This is a genomic window from uncultured Slackia sp., from assembly GCF_959608125.1.
Classification (GTDB): Bacteria; Actinomycetota; Coriobacteriia; order Coriobacteriales; family Eggerthellaceae; genus Slackia.
Window position 1 is genome coordinate 74,369 of the sequence record NZ_CAUHPG010000004.1, and the last position, 24,430, is coordinate 98,798.

25 protein-coding genes are annotated in these 24,430 nt (G+C 60.8%); 20 read left to right on the top strand and 5 right to left on the bottom strand.

The window, feature by feature from the left end; all coding sequences use genetic code 11:
• Positions 1–24: 24 nt before the first annotated feature.
• Together Q6E04_RS02370 and Q6E04_RS02375 are read right to left on the bottom strand one after the other, a co-directional pair.
• Positions 25–987, bottom strand: coding sequence for an undecaprenyl-diphosphate phosphatase (locus Q6E04_RS02370; RefSeq protein ID WP_303249215.1), 963 nt, complete (start codon positions 985–987; stop codon positions 25–27).
• Between the two features lie 127 nt (positions 988–1,114).
• Positions 1,115–1,372, bottom strand: coding sequence for a hypothetical protein (locus Q6E04_RS02375; RefSeq protein ID WP_303249216.1), 258 nt, complete (start codon positions 1,370–1,372; stop codon positions 1,115–1,117).
• A 69-nt stretch (positions 1,373–1,441) separates the two neighbouring features.
• Between Q6E04_RS02375 and guaA the strand changes: the two genes are divergently transcribed.
• A complete protein-coding gene (guaA, locus tag Q6E04_RS02380) occupies positions 1,442–3,046 on the top strand; it encodes a glutamine-hydrolyzing GMP synthase (RefSeq protein ID WP_303249217.1) in 1,605 nt (534 codons plus the stop codon).
• Positions 3,047–3,470: 424 nt separating this feature from the next.
• On the opposite strand, the gene Q6E04_RS02385 is transcribed toward guaA, so the two are convergent.
• A complete protein-coding gene (locus tag Q6E04_RS02385) occupies positions 3,471–3,902 on the bottom strand; it encodes a helix-turn-helix domain-containing protein (protein ID WP_303249218.1) in 432 nt (143 codons plus the stop codon).
• A gap of 133 nt (positions 3,903–4,035) precedes the next feature.
• Here Q6E04_RS02385 and Q6E04_RS02390 point away from each other — a divergent pair, with 133 nt between their 5' ends.
• The 17 genes from Q6E04_RS02390 to Q6E04_RS02470 all read left to right on the top strand — a co-directional run bounded on the left by Q6E04_RS02390 (position 4,036) and on the right by Q6E04_RS02470 (position 21,515).
• A complete protein-coding gene (locus Q6E04_RS02390; protein ID WP_123219274.1) occupies positions 4,036–4,260 on the top strand; it encodes a DNA-binding protein in 225 nt (74 codons plus the stop codon).
• Positions 4,250–5,344, top strand: a complete 1,095-nt coding sequence (locus Q6E04_RS02395) for a site-specific integrase (protein WP_123219275.1) — start codon at positions 4,250–4,252, stop codon at positions 5,342–5,344. The genes Q6E04_RS02390 and Q6E04_RS02395 overlap by 11 nt, the downstream gene beginning before the upstream one ends.
• Complete coding sequence (locus Q6E04_RS02400; RefSeq protein WP_195631332.1) at positions 5,334–5,852, top strand: plasmid mobilization protein; 519 nt, start codon at positions 5,334–5,336, stop codon at positions 5,850–5,852. The genes Q6E04_RS02395 and Q6E04_RS02400 overlap by 11 nt, the downstream gene beginning before the upstream one ends.
• Positions 5,849–7,003 (top strand): hypothetical protein, encoded by a 1,155-nt coding sequence (locus Q6E04_RS02405; protein ID WP_195631333.1) that lies wholly within the window; start codon positions 5,849–5,851, stop codon positions 7,001–7,003. Before Q6E04_RS02400 ends, Q6E04_RS02405 begins: the two co-directional genes overlap by 4 nt.
• Before the next feature lie 350 nt (positions 7,004–7,353).
• On the top strand, positions 7,354–7,623 hold the full coding sequence (locus tag Q6E04_RS02410) for a helix-turn-helix domain-containing protein (protein WP_229087884.1): 270 nt from the start codon (positions 7,354–7,356) through the stop codon (positions 7,621–7,623).
• 40 nt (positions 7,624–7,663) lie between these two features.
• On the top strand, positions 7,664–8,254 hold the full coding sequence (locus tag Q6E04_RS02415; RefSeq protein WP_303249219.1) for a hypothetical protein: 591 nt from the start codon (positions 7,664–7,666) through the stop codon (positions 8,252–8,254).
• 164 nt (positions 8,255–8,418) lie between these two features.
• The gene (locus Q6E04_RS02420) at positions 8,419–10,095 is read left to right on the top strand and encodes a VirD4-like conjugal transfer protein, CD1115 family (protein ID WP_303249220.1); all 1,677 of its coding nucleotides are present in this window, start codon (positions 8,419–8,421) and stop codon (positions 10,093–10,095) included.
• Positions 10,096–10,281: 186 nt separating this feature from the next.
• Positions 10,282–10,500, top strand: coding sequence for a hypothetical protein (locus Q6E04_RS02425; protein WP_123219280.1), 219 nt, complete (start codon positions 10,282–10,284; stop codon positions 10,498–10,500).
• A 10-nt stretch (positions 10,501–10,510) separates the two neighbouring features.
• Positions 10,511–10,939, top strand: a complete 429-nt coding sequence (locus Q6E04_RS02430) for a PrgI family protein (RefSeq protein ID WP_303249221.1) — start codon at positions 10,511–10,513, stop codon at positions 10,937–10,939.
• Complete coding sequence (locus tag Q6E04_RS02435; protein ID WP_157004810.1) at positions 10,917–13,313, top strand: VirB4-like conjugal transfer ATPase, CD1110 family; 2,397 nt, start codon at positions 10,917–10,919, stop codon at positions 13,311–13,313. Before Q6E04_RS02430 ends, Q6E04_RS02435 begins: the two co-directional genes overlap by 23 nt.
• 23 nt (positions 13,314–13,336) lie before the next feature.
• The gene (locus tag Q6E04_RS02440; protein ID WP_303249222.1) at positions 13,337–14,899 is read left to right on the top strand and encodes a glucosaminidase domain-containing protein; all 1,563 of its coding nucleotides are present in this window, start codon (positions 13,337–13,339) and stop codon (positions 14,897–14,899) included.
• A 13-nt stretch (positions 14,900–14,912) separates the two neighbouring features.
• Positions 14,913–15,632, top strand: coding sequence for a hypothetical protein (locus Q6E04_RS02445; protein ID WP_303249223.1), 720 nt, complete (start codon positions 14,913–14,915; stop codon positions 15,630–15,632).
• 5 nt (positions 15,633–15,637) lie between these two features.
• Positions 15,638–16,642: a conjugal transfer protein TrbL gene (locus Q6E04_RS02450; protein WP_157009600.1), complete on the top strand. Its 1,005-nt coding sequence runs from the start codon at positions 15,638–15,640 to the stop codon at positions 16,640–16,642.
• A gap of 17 nt (positions 16,643–16,659) precedes the next feature.
• Positions 16,660–17,055, top strand: coding sequence for a hypothetical protein (locus tag Q6E04_RS02455; RefSeq protein WP_303249224.1), 396 nt, complete (start codon positions 16,660–16,662; stop codon positions 17,053–17,055).
• Between the two features lie 66 nt (positions 17,056–17,121).
• Positions 17,122–17,613: a DNA gyrase gene (locus Q6E04_RS02460; RefSeq protein ID WP_303249225.1), complete on the top strand. Its 492-nt coding sequence runs from the start codon at positions 17,122–17,124 to the stop codon at positions 17,611–17,613.
• A 9-nt stretch (positions 17,614–17,622) separates the two neighbouring features.
• Positions 17,623–20,724, top strand: coding sequence for a VaFE repeat-containing surface-anchored protein (locus tag Q6E04_RS02465; RefSeq protein WP_303249226.1), 3,102 nt, complete (start codon positions 17,623–17,625; stop codon positions 20,722–20,724).
• Between the two features lie 65 nt (positions 20,725–20,789).
• The gene (locus Q6E04_RS02470; RefSeq protein ID WP_303249227.1) at positions 20,790–21,515 is read left to right on the top strand and encodes a class B sortase; all 726 of its coding nucleotides are present in this window, start codon (positions 20,790–20,792) and stop codon (positions 21,513–21,515) included.
• A gap of 126 nt (positions 21,516–21,641) precedes the next feature.
• On the opposite strand, the gene Q6E04_RS02475 is transcribed toward Q6E04_RS02470, so the two are convergent.
• Positions 21,642–22,286, bottom strand: a complete 645-nt coding sequence (locus Q6E04_RS02475) for a hypothetical protein (RefSeq protein WP_303249228.1) — start codon at positions 22,284–22,286, stop codon at positions 21,642–21,644.
• Positions 22,286–23,476 (bottom strand): hypothetical protein, encoded by a 1,191-nt coding sequence (locus tag Q6E04_RS02480; RefSeq protein ID WP_303249232.1) that lies wholly within the window; start codon positions 23,474–23,476, stop codon positions 22,286–22,288. Before Q6E04_RS02480 ends, Q6E04_RS02475 begins: the two co-directional genes overlap by 1 nt.
• Between Q6E04_RS02480 and Q6E04_RS02485 the strand changes: the two genes are divergently transcribed.
• Together Q6E04_RS02485 and Q6E04_RS02490 are read left to right on the top strand one after the other, a co-directional pair.
• Complete coding sequence (locus Q6E04_RS02485; protein WP_303249229.1) at positions 23,387–23,800, top strand: RNA polymerase sigma factor; 414 nt, start codon at positions 23,387–23,389, stop codon at positions 23,798–23,800. The two genes, Q6E04_RS02480 and Q6E04_RS02485, sit on opposite strands and share 90 nt — an antisense overlap.
• Positions 23,781–24,041 (top strand): helix-turn-helix domain-containing protein, encoded by a 261-nt coding sequence (locus tag Q6E04_RS02490; protein ID WP_002569189.1) that lies wholly within the window; start codon positions 23,781–23,783, stop codon positions 24,039–24,041. The genes Q6E04_RS02485 and Q6E04_RS02490 overlap by 20 nt, the downstream gene beginning before the upstream one ends.
• Positions 24,042–24,430 lie beyond the last annotated feature (389 nt).

Here is a 24,430-nt window from a genome sequence, read left to right on the forward strand (position 1 = left end):
CGAAGCCGTCCGGCGCTTGCGGCCTTACGCGGCGATCAGCAGGAAGTAGCCGAGCACCACCAGGCCCAACACGATGCGGTAGACGCCGAACACCGTGAAGTCGTGCTTTTTCACATAGCCCACCAGGAACTTGATCGCGATGACCGACACCACGAACGCCGTGACCAGCCCGACGCCGAAGATCATCCACTCCAGGCCGGTGTAGGCGAAGCCGTGCTTGATGAACTTCAGAACGCTCCAGCCCAGCATGATGGGAATGGCCAGGAAGAACGCGAACTCGGTGGCGATGGTGCGCGAGGTGCCCATCAGCATGGAGCCGATGATGATCGAACCCGAACGCGACGTGCCGGGGATGATCGCCAGGCTCTGGAAGATGCCGATGACGAAGGCCTTGCCGTAGGAAAGCTCGTCGAAGGTGTTCACCTTGGCGATCGCGCTGGAGGCGTCGTATTCGGCCTCGGCATCGGGGTCGACCGACACCATGCGGGCCGCGGAAGCCTGCCGGCTCTGGCGGGCATGCTTGCCGCGCGGGGCTTCGGCGGCCTCGGCGATCAGGCGGCGGTTGCGCAGCTCGATCACGATGAAGATCACGCCGTAGACGATCAAGGCCGACGCCACCACGATGGCCGCGATGTCTTCGTTGGTCATGATGTGCTCTTCGATCCAGTCGTCGAGCAGCAGGCCCACGATCGCCGCGGGGATGGAGCCCACGACCACCTTCGCCCAGATGTTCCACGTGGTGCGCTTCTGCGCCTCGTTCTTGCGCGGCGAGAACGGGTTGAGCTTGTGGAAGAACAGCAGGATGACGGCCAGGATGGCGCCGAGCTGGATCACGACGAGAAACGTGCTGTAGAACGCCTCGGACACGTCCAGCTTCACGAACTCGTCCAGAAGCATCATGTGGCCGGTGGACGAGATGGGCAGCCATTCGGTGATGCCCTCGACGACACCGAACAAGAACGCTTTCAGCGCTTCGAACAAAACCATGCGTTGTCTTCCTTATCTGTTGCGGCTTTCAGTGAACGGGCGCGACGCCCCTCCCCGCGCGTCGACCCTGCGGGCGCGAGAAACCCGATGCCCGCGAAGCGAAGCGGGCCGGACGCGAAACAGCGGCCTATCGCCGCTGCTGTTCGTCATGATGTTCCTGCAGGCCCGCAAGCGCCAGAAGCGCCACGGCGGTCGCCAAGCCGATGAAGGCGAAGGTGTAGTCGAGCTGGCCGAGAACGGCGGTGGCCACCACGACGATGCCGATCACCAGGGCGACGAGCCTGCATATATAGGAAATGCGCCCGTTGAAACGCAGGCCGAATTCAGCACCTTCGTCCGAAGTGTTAGCATCAGGTGACTGGACTGTGTTTTCGGGCTTTTCCATGTGCGCTATTCTAGCATATGCGCTATGCTTGCCCGCACGTTTCAACCACCCGACAAAAGGAACAGATGCATGAAAGAATCCACCTTGCCCGAGCAGAAAGTCGTCGTGCTCGACTTCGGCGCCCAGTACGGCCAGCTGATCGCACGCCGCGTGCGTGACCTGGGCGTTTTCTCGGCCATCGTCCCCTGCGACGTGACCGCCGAGGAGCTTTCTGCCATGAAGCCTTCTGCGATCATCCTTTCCGGCGGCCCGGCGTCCGTGTACGCCGAAGACGCCCCGAAAATCGACCCCGGCGTGCTGGAGCTGGGCGTGCCCGTGCTGGGCTTCTGCTACGGCCAACAGATTATGGCCGTCACCCTGGGCGGCGCCGTGGGCCACACCGAGAAGGGCGAGTACGGCCCGGCCGTGATCGTGCGCCAGGGCGAAAGCGCCGTGTACGGCGACACCCCCGCGCAGCAGACCGTGTGGATGAGCCATCGCGACGCCGTGAGCCGCGTGCCCGAAGGCTTCACCGTGACCGCCGCCACCGACGTGTGCCCCGTGGCCTCCATGGAATGCGCCGAGCGCAAGCTCTTCGCCACGCAGTTCCACCCCGAGGTGCGCCACACCGAATACGGCAACCAGATGTTGAAGAACTTCCTATTCGAGGTGTGCGGCCTTAAGGCCGACTGGACCATGGACACGATCATCGAGGATTCCGTGGCCGCGATTCGCGAGCAGGTCGGCGACGACCGCGTGATCTTGGGCCTTTCCGGCGGCGTGGATTCGTCCGTTGTGGCAGCGCTGTGCGCCAAGGCCATCGGCAAGCAGCTGACCTGCGTGTTCGTGAACCACGGCCTGCTGCGCAAGAACGAGCCCGAAGAAGTTGAAGAGGTGTTCACCAAGCAGTTCGACGTGGACTTCGTGCACGTGCACGCCGAAGAGCGCTACCTGAAGCTGCTCGAGGGCGTGTGCGACCCCGAGGCCAAGCGCAAGATCATCGGCACGCAGTTCTGGAACGAGTTCTTCGAAGTGGCGAAGGAGCTCGAGCAGGACGGCCGTCCGGTGAAATTCCTGGCGCAGGGCACGATCTATCCCGACATCATCGAAAGCGGCGCGCGCAAGACGGGCGGCAAGGCTTCCACCATCAAGAGCCACCACAACCTGATCCCGTTCCCCGAAGGCGTGCATTTCGACCTGATCGAGCCGCTTGACCACTTCTTCAAGGACGAGGTGCGCGCGCTGGGCACGGCGCTGGGCCTGCCCGACCACATCGTGCACCGTCAGCCCTTCCCCGGCCCTGGCCTTGCCATCCGCATCATCGGCGCGGTGGATGCCGAGAAGCTCGAGATTCTGAAGAACGCCGACGCGATCGTGCGCGAAGAGCTTGACGCATACAACCAGAAGCTGTTCGAAGAGACCGGCGAGCGCAACAGCGAGCATGCGTGCTGGCAGTACTTCGCCGTGCTGCCCGACATCAAGAGCGTGGGCGTGATGGGCGACGAGCGCACCTACGCGCGCCCCGTGATTCTGCGCGCGGTGGAAAGCAGCGATGCCATGACCGCCGACTGGGCGAAGCTGCCCTACGACGTGCTGGCGCGTGTGAGCGGCCGCATCGTGGCCGAAGTTCCCGGCGCCAACCGCGTGTGCTACGACATCACGAGCAAGCCGCCCGCGACGATTGAGTGGGAATAGTTGTTGATACATTTCCGTATCAATTCGTGACCTAACGCACCCCTTGAGAAACACCAGCTCAAGGGGTGTTTTCATATCTATTAATTAGCCATCGAATACAAATTAGTAGTAACGTGACCCACAAGAATGAAGTCGATATGAAGTCGTTTTACAAGTGGCTAACAAGTTGGAATGCCTGTTCTCACCTGCAATTATTTCCAAAAGTGGCATAGCTAATGCAGAATATCGATTGATACGAATACGTATCATTACCTGCAAAAACCGTGATGCAGAATTCCTTACAACCCGTTAGCCACCTGCAACTACATAATTGATACGAATCCGTATCATTCTTTATTGCCCAATTTTTTTCGGTTTGGGTCACGAACGGGTCACGGCATAAAAATGGCCCCTGACGAGGCCATTTGAGCATATGTTGCAGCCGTTAGGCTCGGAATGAATCCTTCCAGGCGATGTATTCATCGCGTGTCAGCTCGTCATCCTTCAGGTCCCTGTTGCTCCTGTACCAGTGGTGAAGCGCCCTCGCCAAAGCCTCCTGGTCCTCGTTCTCAAAGCTCTCCGGCAAAGCGAGAACCACCGTCCCGCCTACCTTGATAGGCTCGAGGCAGAACGCCTCCTCCAATTCGAACAATATGTGTATCGCATCATTCGCATCGCTTCCCCAATCGGATTTCAGGGACGAGGGGTTCACCTCAAGGCAGCGTGCGATCTCGGCAATCATGGGATCCTTCGGCATGCGTTCCCCGTATTCGTACTTGCGCAGTGAGACAGCGGAGATGCCAAGCATCTCGGCGAACTGCTCGGCGGTGTAACCGCGTTCTTTCCTGATGCGATGGATCTTCTCTCCGATCTTCATCGGGCCTCCTGACCTGTAATACCAAATGTGTTTTTCGGCGAATCTCGACGAAATAGTTTATTGATACATAATTGTATCAGTTATTGTGTCTGTAGTACTGATACGTTTTTGTATCAATAGAAAGGACACAACGATGGATGGAAGACTTATCACGGCCAAGGAAGTGGCCGAAGACTTGGAATGCAGCATGCAGCACGCCTACAAGATCGTAAGGCAGCTCAATGCTGAGCTCACCGAAATGGGCTGCTTCACGATGCGGGGAAAGACGAACCGCAGCTACTACGAGGAAAGGCTCTTCGGGAGAATCGACGAAATCGACCTGAGCGAGCTCGAGACAAGGGCCGGCGATGAGCGTTAGGAAGGACGAGAAGAGGGGCACCTGGCTCGTCAAGCTCCACTACACGAACCATGACGGAGAGACCGTCGACTCGACGAAGCGAGGCTTCAAGACCAAGGGCGAGGCCCTGGCATGGGAGAGGGACTTTCTGGCCAATGAAGCGCGGTCCACGAGCATGACCTTCGAGCAGTTCGTCGGGGTCTACGCGGAAGACGTTCGTCCGAGGCTGAGGGAGACCACATGGCGCAGCAAGGAGTACATGATCAATGAGAAGCTCATCCCGTTCTTCGGCGAGATGAGGGTCGTCGACATCACATCGAAAGAGATCATGGACTGGCAGAACAGCCTGCTGAAGGCAAAGGACGAGAACGGGAAGAAGCTCTCGGAGACCTACATCAGAACGGTGGAGAACCAGCTCTCCGCAATCCTCAACCACGCCGTACGGCATTACGGACTTCCCGCAAACCCCCTTCAGAAAGCCGGAAGGGTCGGTGAGAAGCAGGGAAAGGAGATGAGGTTCTGGACGACGGACGAGTACCTGAGGTTCTCCGAGAAGGTCATCGACCGGCCCGAGATGTTCTATGCCTACGAGATCCTCTACTGGTGTGGCCTGAGGGAGGGCGAGCTGCTGGCCCTGACCGCCAAGGACATCGACATTGAGAACAGGACCATCAGCGTGACGAAGTCCTACTCCCGCCTTGACGGAAGGGACATCATCGGCCCTCCGAAGACCAAGAAGTCCGAGCGAGTGATCGCCCTGCCCCGCTTCCTCGCGCAGGAACTCCAGGAGTACATGGAGATGGAATGCGACATCAAGGAAGACGACCGCCTCTTCCCCTTCACGAAGTACGCGCTCAGCAACACGCTGAAAACCGCTGCGAAGCTTGCCGGTGTGAAAGAGATAAGGGTCCATGACCTGAGGCACAGCCATGTCTCGCTTCTGATCAACCTGGGCTTCACCGCGGTCGCGATCGCCGACAGGATGGGCCACGAGAGCGTGCACATCACCTATCGCTACGCCCACCTTTTCCCGAACCAGCAGAGGAACATGGCAGACGTGCTTGACGCGCTCATGAATGCGAGGAGTGAGAACCATGAGCGTTAAGAGTCTGGACAGAGAGGGGCGATGGAGGGACATCACCATCGGCTTCAGGGTCTCGGAAGAGGAGAACGAAAGAATCAACCAGCTCGCAGCCCTTAGCGGCATGACGAAGCAGGCCTTCATCATCGACCGGCTCGAGGGAAACGAGATAACCGTGCTTGCCACGACCAGGGTGCAGAAGGCCCTAGCGTTCCAGGCCAAGAGGATCGCTGACGAGCTTGCAAGGGTCGCTGCGGGCTCCCCGGTCAACGCAAGGCTCATGGACGTCTCAGGTGCCATCCTCGACGTCCTCAGGCAAATGAACGACCAGGGCATGGCCATCGATACCCTTGCCGACGGGCTGACCATTGAGGATATGGAGCTATCGGATCTGCGCAGGACCATGACGCCTGATATGAGGCAGATTCCTCTGACGCCCGAGAAAGTGGAGCCCGTCGCCGACGCAGAGAAGAGAAAACCCGAAAGACGCAGGAGAAGTACGAAGGGAATGTTCAAAAAGGACAAGAGATGATTCCTCGAAAGCTCACGGGAAACGCATCCGTGGACGCCATCGCCACGATGGCCATAAGCGGCAACGTCATCCCCGCGACCTGGTACAAGACAATTACTACCGCCTCTGGCAAGGCCGACCTGGCAGCCATCAACATCCTCTCGGACGTCCTCTACTGGTACCGCCCGAGCGAGATCCGCGACGAATCCACGGGCGACGTCATCGCCTACAGGAAGAGGTTCTCGGCAGACCTGCTGCAGCGAAGCTACGACCAGATCGCAGAGCATTTCGGTCTCAGCAAGCGGCAGGCGAAGGACGCAGTGGTACGCCTTGAGGAGCTGGGCGCCATCAGGCGCGTGTTCCGCAACGTCGACTATGGCGCCGGCACCATGGGCAATGTCATGTTCATCGCCATCGAGCCTGCGCGCATCTTCGAGCTCACCTATCCCGAGCAATCAGACGGCTTGGACCCTATGGCGGAAAAACGCCATAGGTATGACGGAAGCGACGTCGAACCCGGTACCCCTATGTCGGAATTTCGTCATAGGTGTGGCGAAATTCCGACAGACATATACAAAGACTACTCAGAGACTACTAGGAGATCATCTTCTGACCATCCAACCAACCAGCCAGAAAACCTCTCTTGCGACAAGGGGGATGGAGGGTTGGCGGAGACGAGCGAGAGCTTCGAGAGGGCCTGGGAGAAGGTCCCCAGCTCCAAAGCATCCCAATGCGCGAAGGAGAAGGCCTGGAGGGTCTGGCAGGAATCGCTTCTGGGCGACGATGTAGACGAGGACTTCCTCGCAGGCAGCTACAGGCGCTACGTCATCCAGCAGGAGCAGGCCGGCACGGAGGCCCGGTTCATCGCGACGCTGTCGACCTGGCTGAAGCCCAACAGGCCCATCACCGGACTCAGCCTCGATACGGCGCTCGAAAACCGCCGCAGGCAACGGACGCGCGCAGAGCGGCAGGCTGCCGAGCGAAGAGCTGAAGAGCGGCGCCGCATGGAGGAGGAAAGGATCCAGGCCCTCGAGATCGCGTGGCGCGACTCGGATCCCGAGGCCCAGCGACTGTGGTCCCTGGCCTGGGATTATGGCGCCGGATTCGACCGAATGGGAGACGCCATGGGCAAATACAGGGCCTACCGTGACGAGAAGTTCAAGCCCGGCTAGGGGCGCGCCGGGGCAATTTTCCCCGGCAAGGAGCCCCCCAAGGCATCCGGCTCTTTGAAAAAACACCGTCCCATCTGGCGCTTCTTGGAACCGCTGTCCCATAGAGTGGATACCCGGACATGCGGTTTTCTATAGAGTTCATGCTTGTATTACTGTGCACAGGCGCGGGTTCAGCCAAGAGGCTGCCCGAAGCGATGCGCCCGCCTGATCCGAAACCTCGTGACGGGTTTCCGTCATCGCATGACGGATTTCGCCACAGACATGAAGCGCACCGTTACTCTTCCCAGCATCACCGGGCCTGTATGGGCCGCGGCTACGGCAACTCGCAGCCGTGAGTGATGGAGGAAGCGATGGAACACCTAGACCCGATAACCAGGCAGTACCTGGGGGTGATCAACAGCTACAAGGACCGAAGCGGCATGTCGACGACCGAGCTCGCAAGGCGCCTTGGGCTGAGCGACTCGAACGTCGGGAAGAAACTGCGCGGAGAGGTGGCCATGTCGGCAACCGAGCTGGTGCAGATCACCTGGCTGTTCAAGATCGAATTCACCGAGTACTTCCTCGTGGGCCTTGGCGATCTACCGGAATCCACGCGACCTCAAAGGAAAGAGAAACGCTGACGACTGGGACAAATTGTCCCAGTCCATCTAGGGAGGAATCATGCCAAGCGACTTCGGAGACGAATCCGGCGAGAAGCTGTTCGACTGGATGCTCCGCCTGGGCCAGGAGGCCGGGCAGGCCGCCATGACCCACAGCGCAGCGAGGGTCTCCATGGCCTTCAGGAACGCCGTCGGCGAGATCGGAAACGAGCAATCGGCAATCACCGCAGGCGTCGAGCAGGCAAGCGAGGCGCCCGAGTGGGCGAAGCTGAACCTGCATGAGTTCAAAGACCTTCCCGAGTTCGACACCATCAAGGAGATCATCGACTCGAAGCTTGAACGCGAGGCGCTCCAGCACGAATTCTTCGACGAGGGCGAGAAGTCGTACCTCATCTTCAGGGTGGACGACGCGCCCGAGGTCGCCAGATGCTTCGACGAGCTGGCAACGGAGACCACGAGGGCCTGCAAGAAGGCCGAGCAGCAGCTCTCCAAGGAAAAGGGCCGAGCAGCGGCCAGGGACGGCGAAACGCTTGGCGACCCCGACAAGGAGCCGCTCCAGGACCGAGTCGAGGCCTTCAGGAAATCGGCAGAGCTCGCGGAACGCGCCCATGGCCGCAGCCGCGAGGTCATCGACCAAGCGAGGGGACGTTGACGCCCTTCGACAAACATACCGTGGCGATAGTCGCCCTCATCTCAGCCTGCGCAGCCCTCGCAGGCTTCCTCTTCGTGGGGAGCCTCCTCGACCTTCCGGGAGGCTCCCTTGATCCCATGGAGGCGTTGCTGCAGCTGCCCGCTTGGCTAGCGGGCGGAGGGATCATGCACGCGAACGCTCTCGCACCGCTGGCGGGAATGCTGGCAGCATGCGCCATCTGGGGCATCTGGGTGCACCAGGCTCTCCGAGGGGGGACCTTCCGGCTCGGCGAGGAGCACGGCTCCTCCCGTTGGGGCAGCATCGAAGAGGGCAAAGCATTCATGAACCAGGACGAGCCGGACCTGAACATCCCGCTGACAAGCTCCATCGGAATCCCCGTCTCCAGGTCCGACTTCAACCTGGAAACGGACCGCAACCGCAACATCTGCGTCGTCGGAACACCCGGAACGGGCAAGACCAGGAGCCACGTGCTTCCGCTGCTGATGCAGATGAACGCCAGCTACCTGGTAACCGACCCGAAGGGAACGCTCATAGAATCCACAGGGTGGATGTTCGAGGCCGCAGGCTACAGGATCCGCAACTTCGACCTCGTCAGGATGGAGACCTCGAGCCATTACAACCCCCTGGCATACGTGCGCACCGACGTGGACGTGCTGGCCATCGTGGAGTGCCTCATCACCAACACCACCGGAGACGCCGAGCACACGGGAGACCCGTTCTGGGAGAACGCGGAGCGTCTCCTCTACACGGCGCTCATCGCGTACCTGATCCACCACTGCCCGCCCGAGGACAGGAACCTCCCGGGTATGCTCACCCTGCTGTCGCTGGCTGAGGCCCGCGAGGGAAACGAATCCTACATGAGTCCCCTCGACCTGCTGTTCCACGAGCTTGAGACGGGCAAGCGCCTAGTCGCCGCAGGCGACGAGAGGCCCTTCGACGAGAACTCGCGGGCGTTCACCAACGGGAGCTCCACCGTGCGCTGGGAGCAGGTCCGAGAGCCCGCTGACCCTTCCAAGGACTTCGCCCTCAACGCATACAAGCGCTTCAAGACCGCCGCCGGGGAGACCCTCAAATCGATCATCATCAGCTGCAACACCCGGTGCCTGCCCATGATGGCCGACAACGTGCAGAACCTCCTGGCAGACGACGAGCTCCACCTGGACAAGATGGGCGACGCAGGGCAGAGGACCGTCGTCTTCGCATCGATGCCAGACACGCGCGGAACCTTCAACTTCCTGTTCGCCATGCTCATGTGGCAGGCCGTGAACGAGCTCTGCGACGCGGCGATCATCGACCACGGCGGCAAGCTCCCCACCCCGGTCCACCTGGTGTTCGACGAGTTCGCCAACATCGGCAAGCTGCCCGACATCGACCGCTTCATCGCCGTCATCCGAAGCAGGAACGTCTCCATGTCCATGATCCTGCAGTCGTTCGAGCAGCTGAAGGGAACCTACGGCGAGGAGAAGGCCCTGTCCATCAGGGCCTGCTGCGACACGACGCTCTTCCTGGGGTCGACGCTCTACGGCACCAACGAGGAGATCTCCAAGATGCTAGGAAACCAGACCATCGTCTCCTTCACCCTCAACGACACCGAGGGCGCCAACAAGTCGACCACCGTGAACAGGACCATATTCGAGCGACCGCTGATGCTACCCGACGAGGTGGGCCGCCTGTCAAGGCGGAAGGCCCTGCTGCTCATAGCGGGCACCTACCCGTTCAAGGACGACAAGTACGACGCGGCGCAGCATCCTCGGTGGGATGAGGTCGAGCCAGGGCACAAGGGGGCCAAGCACAGCACGCCCTTCGACTTCGGAGCGTATGCAAACAGGATGAGGGGGTGATCTCTGAGCAAGGAAACGGCAGCGGCAATGCCTCTGGCAACAAGGCCGGGTCGAGCTTCCACCCTCGGCGCGGCTGCCGCCGCCTAGACGCAAAGGAGCGCTCGCGCGCTCCGCACTGCAATCTTATCACGCAACACAAGGCGCCCCTTCCACCCTCGGCGCCAAAGACGCAAAGGAGGCATTCACATGCTTGCAAAGATCATCACCCTCGTCACAGGCTGCGTGACGTTCCTGGGCGGATTCCTCGTTGTCTGGGGAGCGGTGCAGCTCGGCAGGTCCATCGGAAACCGCGGAGGCGGTGGCGAGGGCATGGAGGCTGGCATCGCGACGATCGCCGGCGGCGCGATCATCATCGCCGCCGCGGTCTACTTCGGCCAGCTCGACACCTCATGGATGCCGGCTTAGGAGGCCCCGGTTGATCGACGACAAGCTCCACATCCCGATCCAGAAGGACATCGGGGAGTATGAGCAGAAGCTCTTCGGGGACATGTCCATCAGGACCTGCGTCTGCCTTGCGGGAGGATTCGCGACCGCTGTCCTCGTCGCCCTGGCCTCGTGGCTCTGGCTCGCCATAGACCCCTCTGACATGACGTTCCCCATCATGCTCGCAACGCTGCCCTTCTGGCTCGCCGGCTTCTGGAAGCCCCACGGCATGCCCTTCGAGAGGTTTTTGCCGCTGGTCGCCAGGCACCACATGGCCAAGCGCCACTACGAATTCACGCCCAGCCACCGCAGCGGCGCGGACATGCCGCTGGCCCTGGAACCGAAGAAGCTGACCCGCAAGGAAAGAAAGAGAACCTACCGAAAGGGGGCGGAGCTCTATGAGCCTGCTGAAGAAGCGTAGGAAGGGCGTCGAAGGCGCCCCTGAGAAGAAGAAGGAGAAGCAGAAGAGGCAGAAGGGCACCATCGACCTCTGCGGATACGAGCTCATGCTCGAGAACGGGGTCGCCCAGGTAGCGCCAGGCCTCTTCAGCCAGATGGTGCAGTTCGGCGACATCACCTACCAGTGCGCCAGAAAGGACACCCGCGAGAACATCTACAGCACCATGAGCGCGCTCTACAACTACTTCAACCCGGACACCAGCGTCCAGGTCACGATCACCAACGAGCCCGTGCCGGCCGAGGAGATCGGCAACAGGACGTTCTTCCCAAAGAGCGACCCCTGCCTGGACGACTACGTCGAGGAGTACAACCGCATCCTCAACGACAAGATGCGCGAGGGCGTCTCGAACCTGAAGAGGCAGAGGTACCTGACCTTCACCACCAAGGCGGACGACATCGACTCGGCAATCCCGAAGCTCGCCCGCATGCGCAACGACTGCACGCAGGCCCTGGCGAGGATCAAGAGCAAGTCGGAGCCCGTGAAGGGCGCGGAGAGGCTCAGGATAGCCCGCGGCCTGCTGAGCCCGCTTTCTCCCTTCGACTTCGACTGGGACAATTTGTCCCAGTGCCCGACGGCGCGGAGCCTCGACTTCGTGGCGCCCATGTCCGTCGACTTCAAGCCCAACGGCCGCAACGACGCCTTCAGGGCCGACGACGCATGGTGCTGCGTCATGGCCATCAGGTCGTTCGGATCCATACTCATGGACGACTGCCTCGCGAGCATCGTCGACCTCCCCATCCCGCTCTCCGTCTCGCTGCACCTGAGGCCCATCCCGCAGGACAAGGCCATCGACATGGTGCAGGGAAAGATCGACTGGATGGACATGGAGGAGCGAGGCCAGAAGAGCCGAGCCGCCAACAAGGGAATCATCCTCACGCAGACCTCCACGGCCCTTCGCTACTCGCGCGCGGACGCCGAGGAGCTTCTGGACTTCCTGCGCAACAAGAACGAGCGACTCTTCGAGTACGCCGGCTACGTGTTCACCTACGCGGCGAGCGAGGAGGAGCTCGACGAGCAAATCGACAGAATCATCTCCACCGCAAGGGGCTCTGCGCTCACCGTCGAGAAGCTCTACTACCGCCAGGAGGAGGGCTGGGGCTCCGTGCTCCCCTTCGCCACCAACAAGTGCGACGTGACCAGGCTCCTCACCAGCGGCCAGATCGCCATGCAGATGCCCTTCGCATCGCTGGAGATCAACCAGCCCGGCGGCATCTACCTCGGACAGTCGAAGATCACCAACACCCTGGCCATCCTGGACAGGCTATCCCTGCCCTCGCCCATGGGATTCGACTTCGGAACGCCGGGCACGGGCAAGTCGAACGCCCAGAAGAGCGTCTGGCTGCAGGTCCGCATGCTCTACGGCGACAAGGCCCAGGGAATCTGGATCGACCCTACCGGTGAGGGACGCCCGGTCGCAGAGGCGGGAGGCGGCGTGAGCATCAGGCTCGCAGCCGACTCGGGCCAGTTCATGAACCCCTTCGACACGAAGGACGTGGAATCCCTTAACGAGCCGCTCCAGAAGGCCTTCAAGGTGGACGCCTTCCTGGCGCTCTCCGCATCGATGATGGCGGAGGGAAACCAGGGCCTCACGCAGGCGGAGCGGTCCATCATCGCAAGGTGCGTGGAAGAGGCCTACCGCAGGGCCGGCAACGAGGGCACCCCGGTGCTCGAGGACTTCTACGACCTCCTCCTGGAGCAGCCGGAGGCGGCTGCCAGAGACATCGCCCTGCGATACGAGCGGCACGTCAAGGGCTCATTCTCGTTCTTCAACCGAAGGTCCAACGTGGCCCTCGACGCCCCGATGGTGAACATCGACCTCCACGACCTGAACTCCGACATGAAGGTCTTCGGCATGCTGACCGCGCTGGAGCAGGTGCGCAACCGCATGTACCAGAACTTCGCCGAGAAAAGGACCACCTGGCTCTTCATCGACGAGGTTCAGAGCCTCTTCAAGCATCCGGCCGTCATCGCGTACTTCGAGAGCTTCTGGGCGGAGGGCCGCAAGTTCGGCCTCGTAGCCACCGGACTCTCCCAGAACGCCAGCTTCATGCTGGGAAGCGACATCGGCTCCACGATGATCCTCAACTCCGACTACCTGATGCTCCACAAGCAGTCCACCGTCGACCGAGACCTCTGGGCGGAGACGCTCAACCTCTCCGACGAGGAGGTCCGCTACATCGACGACGGAATCAAGCCCGGCGACGGCCTACTGGTCGCAGGCGGCGCCAGGATGCCGATCACAAACGAGCTGCCCAAGGGAAGGATCTACGACCTGCTGACGACCAAGCCTTCCGAGGTCAACGCCCTCGGAGGCGGAGGAAGGTCCGCCCGATGACGCGATCGCCCGAAAGGGACCCCATGCACGACGTGGTAGCCGGAGAACGGAAGAACCTCCTCAACTCCGGCGTCGTCTCCGGCGGGGATGCGTTCCGCGAGGGCGTCGTCGGAAGCGGCGTCGGCGTGCCGGCCAAGGACGCCACGGAGCAGACAGCAGCGGGCCTCGGCCTCAGGCGCATGGCCGCCGCCTCGCTCGTTGACGAGCTGGACGACTCGGACGAGCTGGAGGGCTCACGCGACGTCTACGATGCGGCAGAGGGCGGCAGGGCAATCAGGAGGAGGCTAGCATCGCGCAAGGCGGGCAAGGCCGCAAAGTCGGCGGAGAATGCCGGCTCGCAGGGAACGGTCCCCAAGTCAACGGGGAAAGCCGAGGCCGCAGCCGACCCATACAGACAGGCCGCGGAGATGCGCGCCAAGTCGAACGGAGCCGCAGGCGCGACGAAGGCTTCGGCAGACGCAGCCGCCGGCGCCTCCGCGGAGATGTCCGCCCAGGCCGTCGGGACCCAGGTCGCCAGCGCGAACGCGTCGGCTGCCGCGGCAGCGGCAACGGCCGAGGGAACCGCGGGCGTCGCAGGGGCCATCGCCAGCGCCGGAATACCCGTCGCAGGAGTGGTGGCCGGAATCGTCGCCTTCGTGCTGGGCGCCCTGCTAGTGGGACAAATTGTCTCAGCGCTCTTCGGCTTCTGGGAGAACGAGGCCAACAAGCAGGCGATGGAGGGGCTCCCCCCGTACATCACCTACGAGATGGTCGAGGCGGCCCTGGACGCCCAGGAGAAGTACGGGCACCCCGCAGGCTGCACGATCGCCCAGATCATCTGCGAGAGCGGACAAGGCGACCATATGAGCCAGCTGGCCACAAGGGACCACAACCTCTTCGGCATGAAATGGGCCTCATCGTACGCCTCCGCTCCCGAGGTCGCGGGAAAGTCATCCTGGGCGACCGGCGAAGAGGCGGCAGACGGCAGCCACTACACGATCACCGCCCAGTTCATCGTCTTCAAGGAGGATGCGGAATGCATCCGCTTCAGGAGCCGCGTGTTCCTCCAGGCAGGCAGGTACGCGAACAACCCGCTCATCAGGGAGGCCATGGCAAACCACGACTCCGACAAGATGGCCGAGGGCCTCAAGGACGCGGGCTGGGCCACGGACTCGAGCTACGTGGAGACGCTGAAGTCGATCATGGACACCTACGGCCTCAGGCGCTTCGACGGGCTGAGCCTAGAGGACTTCAAAGCCGGCGAGGAGGCGGGCAACACCATCGTCGCCGCCGCATACAGCCAGCTCGGCGTGCCGTACGTCTGGGGCGGATCAACCCCGGGAAAGGGATTGGACTGCAGCGGGCTCACGCAGTACTGCTACAGGCAGGCGGGCATTCGCATCAGCCACTACACGGAGGACCAGAAGGAGGAGCTGAGGCAGATACCCATATCCCAGGCGAAACCCGGCGACATCCTCTACAAGTACGGCCACGTCGCCATCTACATCGGCGGCGACAAGTACATACACGAGCCGCACACGGGCGACGTGTGCAGGATCGCGACGGGAGTCAACTACTTCACATGCGCCCTTACGGCGCGTCACTAGAAAGGAGCAAGGAATGGAAAGGAAGAGCAAGGCCATGGCCGCGCTCGCATGCGTGGCCCTTCTCGTGCTCATCGGGGCGGGATGCGCACGCTGCACCATGGTCCACAGCGGCCAGCAAGACCAACCCGGCCAGGAGCAGGGAGAGGCCGCCAGCGTCGATGCCGAGGAGGCAAAGGACAGCTTGGAGAAGCTGTTCGGGACCCAGTGGACCTCCCAGGACGGCAAGTCGGCCATGTCCATAGTGAACGGCGCCTTCGTCGAGAGGTCCGGCGACGAGGAGAAGATCACCTACTGGACGCCGGAGAAGTCAACCTCCGACGAGAGCGGCTTCTCCGAGTCCATCTGGGTCAGCGACAGCCTCACGTCAACGCAGTCCCCGTCAACCATAAGGGTCGACGTCGCAGGCGACGGCAGCCTCGTGATCGCCTGCGACTCCTTCAAGCTTGCGGCGTCCTACACCATCGACGCGCCTGAGAGCGTCGAGCTCGGCATCACGGGAAACGTCGGATACCTGGCAATCCTGACCGGCATCGACCAGGCGAAGATCGCCGAGTGCCTGCAGGGATACGTGACCGCGAAGTGCCCGTACGCGAAGACCGCGAGCTGGGACGGCGAGATCTACATCGACGCCAACAACGACAGGACCAGCTCGACCTTCACCCTCGATGACCCCAACGCGACCATCGTGACCGTCACGATCGACGGCAAGACGGGCAAGATCTCCGCGATGTGATGCACATGTCCATCGTCAACAAAGCCATCGGTGACCGCCGCTTCAAAATCGCCTTCGCGATGACTCTCGCCCTCCTCACGGTGCTGCTAGTCCCTGCGCACAGCGCCTACGCCGACATCGCCGGGGACATCAACAACTGGCTGGCGGAGCTCCTGAGGGATGCCGCGAACTGGATGTTCTCCAAGCAGGTCGACGTCCTCAAGGGAATCGGATACGACGGCATCCTCGGCGCCGACTTCAGCTCGATGCTGACCACCTCCGGAAGCGTGTCGATGTACGACATCGCCCACGGCGTGTGGAGGGTCGCCATCCTTCCCATCGGCTGCGGCGTGCTCTCCCTCGTGTTCACCGTGAAGCTCATCCAGATCTCGCAGAGGGTCGACGGCAACGCGTCGATGCCCGGGGTCAAGGAGGTCGTGTTCCTGCTCGTCTTCTTCGCCGTGTTCCTGTTCCTGATCCAGCACAGCTTCGAGCTGATGCAGTCGATCTACGAGGTGATTGGCATCGCCATCGACAGGGTCATGGCGCTGTTCGGGACCGGCGGCGCATTGGACCTTGCGGCGGTGTCCATCGTCACCACCGACGACGACATCCCGGCGCTGCTGGCCATGCTCATCGTCTCGCTCATCAGCTGGGTGGTGGTGCTGGCCGCCTACATCGTCGCCCTGGTCGTGTGCTGGGCTCGAGCGCTGCAGCTCTACATCATGGCGGCGTTCAGCCCCATCCCGCTTGCCTTCATGGCCCTGGACGACACCAGGCAGATCGGAGTCGGGTATCTGAAGAACTTCACCGCCGTCTGCATCGCAGGCCTGATCATCGTCATCCTCCTGATCGCCTTCCCCGTGATCCTCGGAGGGATAACCGGCGCGAACCCCGGCACGGGCACCCCCGTGGACACCGTCGCGAACGGCCTCACGTACGCGCTGCAGTACCTGGCGATGTGCATCCTGCTCATCCTCTCGCTCGTGAAGAGCGGAGCGTGGGCTCGAGACATAGTTAGCGGATTCTAAGAGAAAGGAAAGAGAACTTGTACGAACCGAACAGCGGGGCCACGCCGGAAGCGGCATGGATGATGAACGACCCAGAGGACGGATCGCGCCTGCTCCTGGAGGCCCATGCGGCACCAGACCCGACCGGAGCGGACACCCTGGGCTTCTCGTTCTCCCTGTGGGCCAGGCGACAAGGCGGGTGGACCGAGGTGATGAACGGCTTCAACTGGGGCTATTCCGACGCCGAGGAGCTCGTCGACGCCGCCGAGGCCTACCTCGGGTACGAACCAAACGACATCGAGCGCATCGGCTACGGAGAGTTCGAGAGGGCGCTGCTCCTTGACGAGGGCCTCTCGTCCAGGGCGCAGCGCGCCAAGAACGTCCCCGCGGTCGAGCAGATCAGGAGAAGGGAGGGACATCGGATGGGCAGGTAGCCCTTGGCACCCAAGAACCCCGGCACTTCCACAACATGCCGGCACTAGACGTAAAGGAGGGCTCGCATGAGCCAGGAAACACCAAAGAACACCTATGTCACGCTGCACAAGAACTTCGTTCGCACGGACATCGAGTACACCGACCGAAGGACCGGTGAGATAAGGACCTTCAACTCCGTGACCCTGCCCAAGGGCACGGTCATCGACGGGCACGACGTCAGCTACTACCAGTTCAGCCCGCTGTTCGTCAACGAGTCGCGATACCGCGGCGAGGACTACCGGGACATCCCGCTCCTCACCGAGTGCGAGGTCTGGCTCCGCAGGAGCATCCTCGACGAGGACGGCAAGCCCGTCGTCAACGACGAGGGCGTAGAGGTCAAGGACGTGGTCAAGGTGATGCCCGCCCAGATCAGGGATGCGATCGAGCAGAACCGGACCGAGTACCTCGAGAGCCTCGCCGACCGCGCACGCTCGGCACGCGACGGCAGCGAGAGGCTCGGCCGCAACGCCGCAGCCCGCGCCAACGCCCGCATGGCCCGCGAAGACATCCCGTTCTAAGGAGGGGCCGTGAAAGCAAAGACAGCGGAGAGGATCGTCTCCTCCAAGATCGTCCGCGTGGCCATAAGCCTCGCTTTGGCGTTGAGCGTTTGCGTGGTGACGCCCGTCAACGCATTCGCGGCGGGCAGCGTCAACGTCACAATCGGCGACGACATCCCTTACGCGGGATACTCCACAACGCACATGTATGCCGACGGAGAAGTCGCGTACTGCGCCGACCCGTCTGCCGCCACTCCGTCCCCGGGCACGTACAGCAAAAGCAGCGTGAGCGACCCCGACCTCATCGCCACCATGTGGTTCAGCTACGGCGCCCCGGGATTCGACGCATCCATGTTCCCCGACTCCTGGTACGACGGCAGCGGCTGGAGCGCGGAGAAGTACATCGTCGCAAGCCACGTGCTCCTGTCCTATGCCTACCAGGACTCCAAGGCCGATGCCGTGTTCGGCACCAGCGGCGACTTCGAAGACTGGGCCCGCGGCGAGCTTCTGGGCACCACCTGGAAGTCCATAAAGGCAAGCAAGGGAAAGGTTTCGACCGGCTTCGAGGCGTTCTGCATCCACACCGGCCCCGGCACCCAGGTGCTCATGAGCTTCACCTGGGACAAGGGAGGCCTGAAGGTCGCCAAGGTTGACTCTCAGGCAGGGGCCGAGCCCCAGGGCGATGCCACGCTTAGCGGCGCCAAGTACGACATCGTCAACTCCTCCGGCAAGTACGCCTTCGTCGACGGCCGTTACTACGCAAGCGGCGAGGTGGTGAAGACCATCACCGGGCATTGGGACGGTGACGCCGGCGCGTATATCGCCAAGACTGCCTCCAACGCGCTGCCTTGCGGCACGTACACCGTGGTCGAGTCCGAGGCACCCGAGGGCTACCTCGTGTCCGACTGGTCCGCCAAGGCCGAGATCAATTCTGACGGACAGGTCGTCGACCTTACCGGCAGCCCCTGCGACGACGACGTGATCCGCGGCGGCGTGCAGGTGACCAAGTCCGACGTCGAGCTCCAGGCGTCCGAGGCCCTGGGCGGCAACTCCCATGACGCCCTCGACACCGGATCCACCCTCTCCGGCATCGAGTTCACCATCGCCAACGCATCCGAGCACAAGGTCCTCGTTGGCGACAAGTGGTTCGAGCCCGGCGACGTCATCGAGACCATCGCGACCGCATGGAACGACGAAGTGGGGGCATACACCGCCCAGACCGCTGCCGACGAGCTTCCCTACGGCACCTACACCATCCAGGAGACCAAGACCAACGACTCCTACCTGCTCACCGACGGCACGCCCCGCACCTTCCAGGTGAGGGCAGAGGGCGTGCTGGTCGCAGGCGACAGGCACGAGAGGCCCCTGGAGTTCTCCGACCAGGTGGTCCGCAACGACCTGGAGATCGTGAAGATGGCCGAGGACACCAACGCGTCCCTGCAGGTGGCCTTCAAGGTGACCAACGTCTCCACCGGCGAGTCCCACGTCCTCGTGACCGACCGCAACGGCAACGTCTCCACGGCCTCCTCCTGGAACAGGCACAGCGACAACACCAACGGCAACGACGGCCTGCTCTCCTCGGAGAGCATCAAGGCAGCCGACATGGATCCTAGGGCCGGCGTATGGTTCTCCCTTGGCGAGGACGGCTCCAACGCCGCCGTCGATGACGGCCTCTCCGCGCTCCCTTACGGCAAGTACCTCCTGGAAGAGCTCCGCAGCGACTCCAACGAGGGCTACGACCTGGTGACCAAGACCTTCGTGATCGAGCGCGACTCCACCGCGGCCAAGCCCGTGTGGATGAGCCTCGACGACAAGGAGGGCCCGAAGATCCAGACCGAGGAGACCGACAAGGCGGACGGCGACCACGTCGCTCAGGCGGCAGAGCAGGTCACCCTGGTAGACACCGTATGGTACGAGAACCTCAAGACCGACGGCACCCAGTACACCCTGACCGGCACCTTGATGGTCAAGTCCACCGGCGAGCCGCTGCTCGACGCTGACGGCAACCCCGTCACCGCGACAACCACCTTCAAGGCAAGGACCGCTTCCGGCGAGGTCGAGCTCGAGTTCACCTTCGACGGCAGCCTGCTCGCGGGCGAGGACATCGTCGCCTTCGAATCCATGGTCTCCGACGGCATCGAGGTCGCAGTGCACGCCGACATCAGCGACGAGGACCAGACCGTCCACTTCGTCGACATCCACACCACCGCCACCGACCAGGCCGACGGCGACAAGCTCGTCACCGGCACGGGGATCGTCATCTCCGACGAGGTTTCCTACGAGGGCCTTACCCCTGGTACCGAGTACACGCTTGAGGCAACCCTGGTCGATGCCGAGACCGGCGAGCCCGTGACCATGGGCGAAGGCCTCGCCGAGAAGCAGGTGACCGGCACGGCGACCTTCATTCCCGAGGAAGCCGACGGAACCCATGTCGTGGAGATCGCCTTCGACGGCACCGGCCTTGGCGGCAAGAGCCTCGTGGTCTACGAGAAGCTCTTCTCCGCAGATGTCCAGCTCGCCTCCCACGAGGATCCTTCCGACGAGGGCCAGACCGTGACCGTCGTCGAGATCGGCACCACCCTCGTCGATGCCAGCGACGGCGACCACGTCATCGTCTCCGGCAAGGTGAAGCTGACCGACACCATCGAGTACAAGGGCCTTGTCCCTGGCGAGACCTACACCGCCCACGGCACGCTGATGGTCAAGTCCACCGGCTTGGCGCTGGAGGACGCCGACGGCAAACCGGTGACCGCAACGGCGGAGTTCACCCCCGACAAGCCAAGCGGAACCGTTGACGTCACCTTCGAGTTCGATGCCTCCAAGATCGAGGAAGGCGTTGAGCTGGTGGCATTCGAGGACTGCCTCGATGTCAACGGCAACGTGATCGCAGTCCATCAGGACATCGAGGACGATGGCCAGACCGTCGTGGTGGACAACCCAGACACCCCGAAGGTCCCTGACGAGCCCGGCAAGGGCTACGACAAAACCGGCTTCGACACCACCATGCTCTTCGCGGCCGTGGTCATCCTGATCGCAGCGGGCGCCGCCTGCGGCATCTACGCGATCCGCAAGCGCAAGCAGGCCTCCATCGAATCGGACGAGGACGCTGACAGCGAAACCGACGAGTCCTAATCGCTCGTCCTGAAGCCAATTGGAGGCGGCCTTTTGGTCGCCTCCTTTCATCTGATAGGAGGAATATGAAAGCTGCGACGAAAGCAAGGGTCGCCTTCGCGGCGTGCCTCGCCCTGACCCTCTCCGGTCTGGCGCTAGCGCTCTCACTCCTGGAGTTCTCTGAAACCGCCGGCCGCGTCGACCCTTCGCCCGTGGCCAGCATCGAGCAAGAGAAGGACGATCCTTTCCCTGCTGTGGACTGGGACTATTGGAAGAGCCAGAATCCCGATGCCATCGGCTGGATAACCGTCCCCGGAACCGGCATAGACCTGCCAATCTGCCAGGCGCCTGCGTCTGACCCGACCTACTACCTGAGCCACGATGTTTACCGAAAATGGAACTTCTACGGTTGTCCTTACCTGGATGCGGATTGTGCCGAGAAGGGGTTCGACAGCCCCCTTGCCATGGTGTTCGGCCACCACATGGACGACGGAAGCATGTTCGCCGCGATGGCGAGCTACTCGGACAAGGCATTCGCGCAAGATCACTGCGAGATCCTGCTCCAGACGCCAGAGGAGAAGAAACGGCTGCATGTTGCGGCTGCGGACGTCGTGGACACCTACAACGAGTTTAAGAGGCTGGGCTTCGGCGATAGGAGGGACTTTCTTGCGTGGTGGGAGGAAACGCTCGAGGGCTCAGACATGGTGCTCGACTCGAATGCGACCGATCCCGAGAGCGTGCATGCCTTCGTCACCTGCAGCTACGGCCTCTGGAACGGCCATGAGCGCACCATCGTCTATGCAGTCGAATAAGAGGCTGAGTTTAGGAATAGGTACAGAGAGCCGCCGCGACAGACGCCCGTGGCGGCCATTGCGGCTTCTGGACCAGCTACAAGCGCGTCATTGTTACGTTATTGAGGGTCCCTGAATGATGCACTTCTACTCTTGATCTGCATCCTTGCGTTTGGCATCCCAAGGGAATTGAACATTGATTTCGGGCATCTTGAACTCCGGTAGCTTAATTTCGGGAAGCTTGAAGAATCCTTCGTCGTCCTTGCTTTCAAACTCCCGTATCCTCTTCAGGAATTCGGAGCTATCGCAGGGTTCTAGTCGCGCCACTTGTCGCTCATGACTGGCGTTGACGTATTGCTTTATGCATTCCATTTGCTCAGCGTTGAGATCTCTTCCATCAAGCATATTCGACATAGCATGGTAGAAAGCCGTTTCGTCCTTAGTGAAGTCTCGTCCCGTATCCAATCGCTCAAACATCAGGGAGAAGAAATCATTCACAGCATATTGGAACGTCAGACTATGCTTAATCTGTTCACGCAGTTCGCTTCTTTGAAACAAATTCCACGCCTTGAGCGCTTCATATCGCTGGAAGAGACCGGATAATTCATCGTTTTGAGCTCGGACGGTTTCTTCGAGTTCTTCAGCCTTGGCCTGCAACTGCCTAACCTGCTTATGCAAAACATTGATTTCCGGCTGACGGGCAAGCATGCCAACTCCGAAACCAAAAATGCCTGCCAACACGCCCACCATAGGTACGATTATCTTCTGAGGTATTTGCTGAGGGATGTTCATCAGTCCTCCAGGTAGTTGATTAGCTTAGAGACGTTTGCTGCCGCATTGCTCGAATCAAGCGAGTCCAACGACGAATGAAGTTGCTCAGATATCAATTCGTGTCTCGCGATTTGCTCATCTGCGGAGTTGCATAACTCCTTGGTTTTTTCTCTGAGCTGATAGGTCCTCTTCATGCTCGATGCGAAAAGTCCAGCGTAGGCTTTGGCAAGTTGGGGAACCATCGCATTGTTGATATACGGTACGCCATTTTGCCTAGAGGCACCGACAGCCGCCTGCCCAAAGAATGCGACGCTGGTGCTCACCAGCTCTATCTGAGCTTTTCTTATGGGGTCATCTATTCGCCTGGCAAGGTAATACGCATTGTCGAGCACCGCGACCAATCCACCCGCCGCAATATCCTGAGCGCGTATCGTGAACATATGTGAATAAATGTCCTGCTGAAGCTTCTTATCCCCGCAAGACTCGATTGAGAGTTCCTGCACCCAATCGATAATCTTGTTCCAAGGTTTTCCATCTTCGCGATTGATATCGAAATACGAGCTTCCTGGGACGGGAAGCCCTTGTTTCGACATGGTGTCGGCAATTAGATGCCGTGCAGCTTGAAGCACGCCCGCTAATCCCTGCTGCTCAAACATCAGCGTAAACGGATTGAACGGCATTAATCCTTTGCCGGTGGCTAGTACGTCATGCCCAAACAGAAGTCTGTGAAACATCACGTAAGCCTTCTCGCCGTTCCGCGCAACAAAACCTTCTCCGCTCTTAAACACATCCAGCGCATCACCCTGATGGAAGAGCAGGGACCCAAGCATTTGCTGGATGATGTTATATTCCCCCTTTTTGCCAGATGCCGCATCGTGGACTGACGCCAACCACTTTTCAATATCTGCGTTGGTGGAAATGAAAACTCCAACCAAACCAATCGCAAGCGAATATGCAATATCACTAGCATCTAGATCGGAATCGAATTGCGTGTCGAAATCCGCCGCGTCAGCTGGCATGGCTGCGATAATTTGCCTCTCAACAGTCGACAACTCTGATTTGTATAAAGCAATCTCTTGACTCAATTCGGCACCTCTTAAAGAGCTTAAGCATAGGTAGAAATGTTTATAAAACAGTGCGCTTTCCAGAAGTTTTGCAATACGGTACTGTACAATGAAGCGTGTGACGCTCACAAAGAGCTGCACAGGCATAAGGCAAAGGAGATTACCTTTTCCGACTTGACCTTAGAAGAAGCGCGGCAGCTTCATACCTTTGATGAATATTTCAAAGGGGAAACCGCCTTTGAAAGAGCCGGGAAGAAAATCACGCCGAAGCTGCTTCTTGAAGCAATCCGTACTTTGCCGGAAGAAAAGCGCAAAGCCGTACTCCTGTACTATTTCGAGGGAATGAACGACACCGAGATTGCGGAGCTGTTCAACACGTCGAGAAGCACGATACAGTACAGGCGGACAAGCTCTTTTGAGAAATTAAGAAAATATCTGGAGGAAAATGCTGATGAATGGGACGAATGGTAACGAACCCGGCTACCCGGAAAATGCCCTTGTTCCTTATCCTGTCATTGTGGCAGCGACAAAGGGCGACCCGGACGCTATGAAGATTGTCTTGCAGCATTTCAGCGGCTACATAGCCCGCCTCTCCATGCGGAAGCTGTACGACGAGCGCGGGAACGTCTATTTTGGCGTAGACCACGACATTCGGGAACGGCTGCAAGCAAAACTGATGATGGCTGTCCTCACCTTTAAGGCAGAGGAATAAACCGCAGCGGCGGCGGGACGCTTTCTCTCTCCCCCTTTTCCGTTCCGCTGCTGACGCGGCAGCAAAGCCATTCTGAACCTTGACAAAGAAAGCGGCGCAAGATAACGGCGGCGCAGCATAGGGCAAATCGGATACGTTCCTTTTGCGCCGAGCCATACGGCGGGTGCGCCATGACGCTATCCGGGTGAGGTTATCCCCGCCCGGACAGCCGAGCGACCAACACCGCGCCGGAAAGCAAGTGTAGCGGCTTGCGGGCGACGACACGCAAAATATACAATGATACTTCCTTACAGCCACAGTCCGAGCGTTAAGAGCGTCGCAGGCAATGGGTAGGTTTTTAATTTTGAAAAGGAAGGATATTAAATGAAACACTTACCTAAAAGTACACC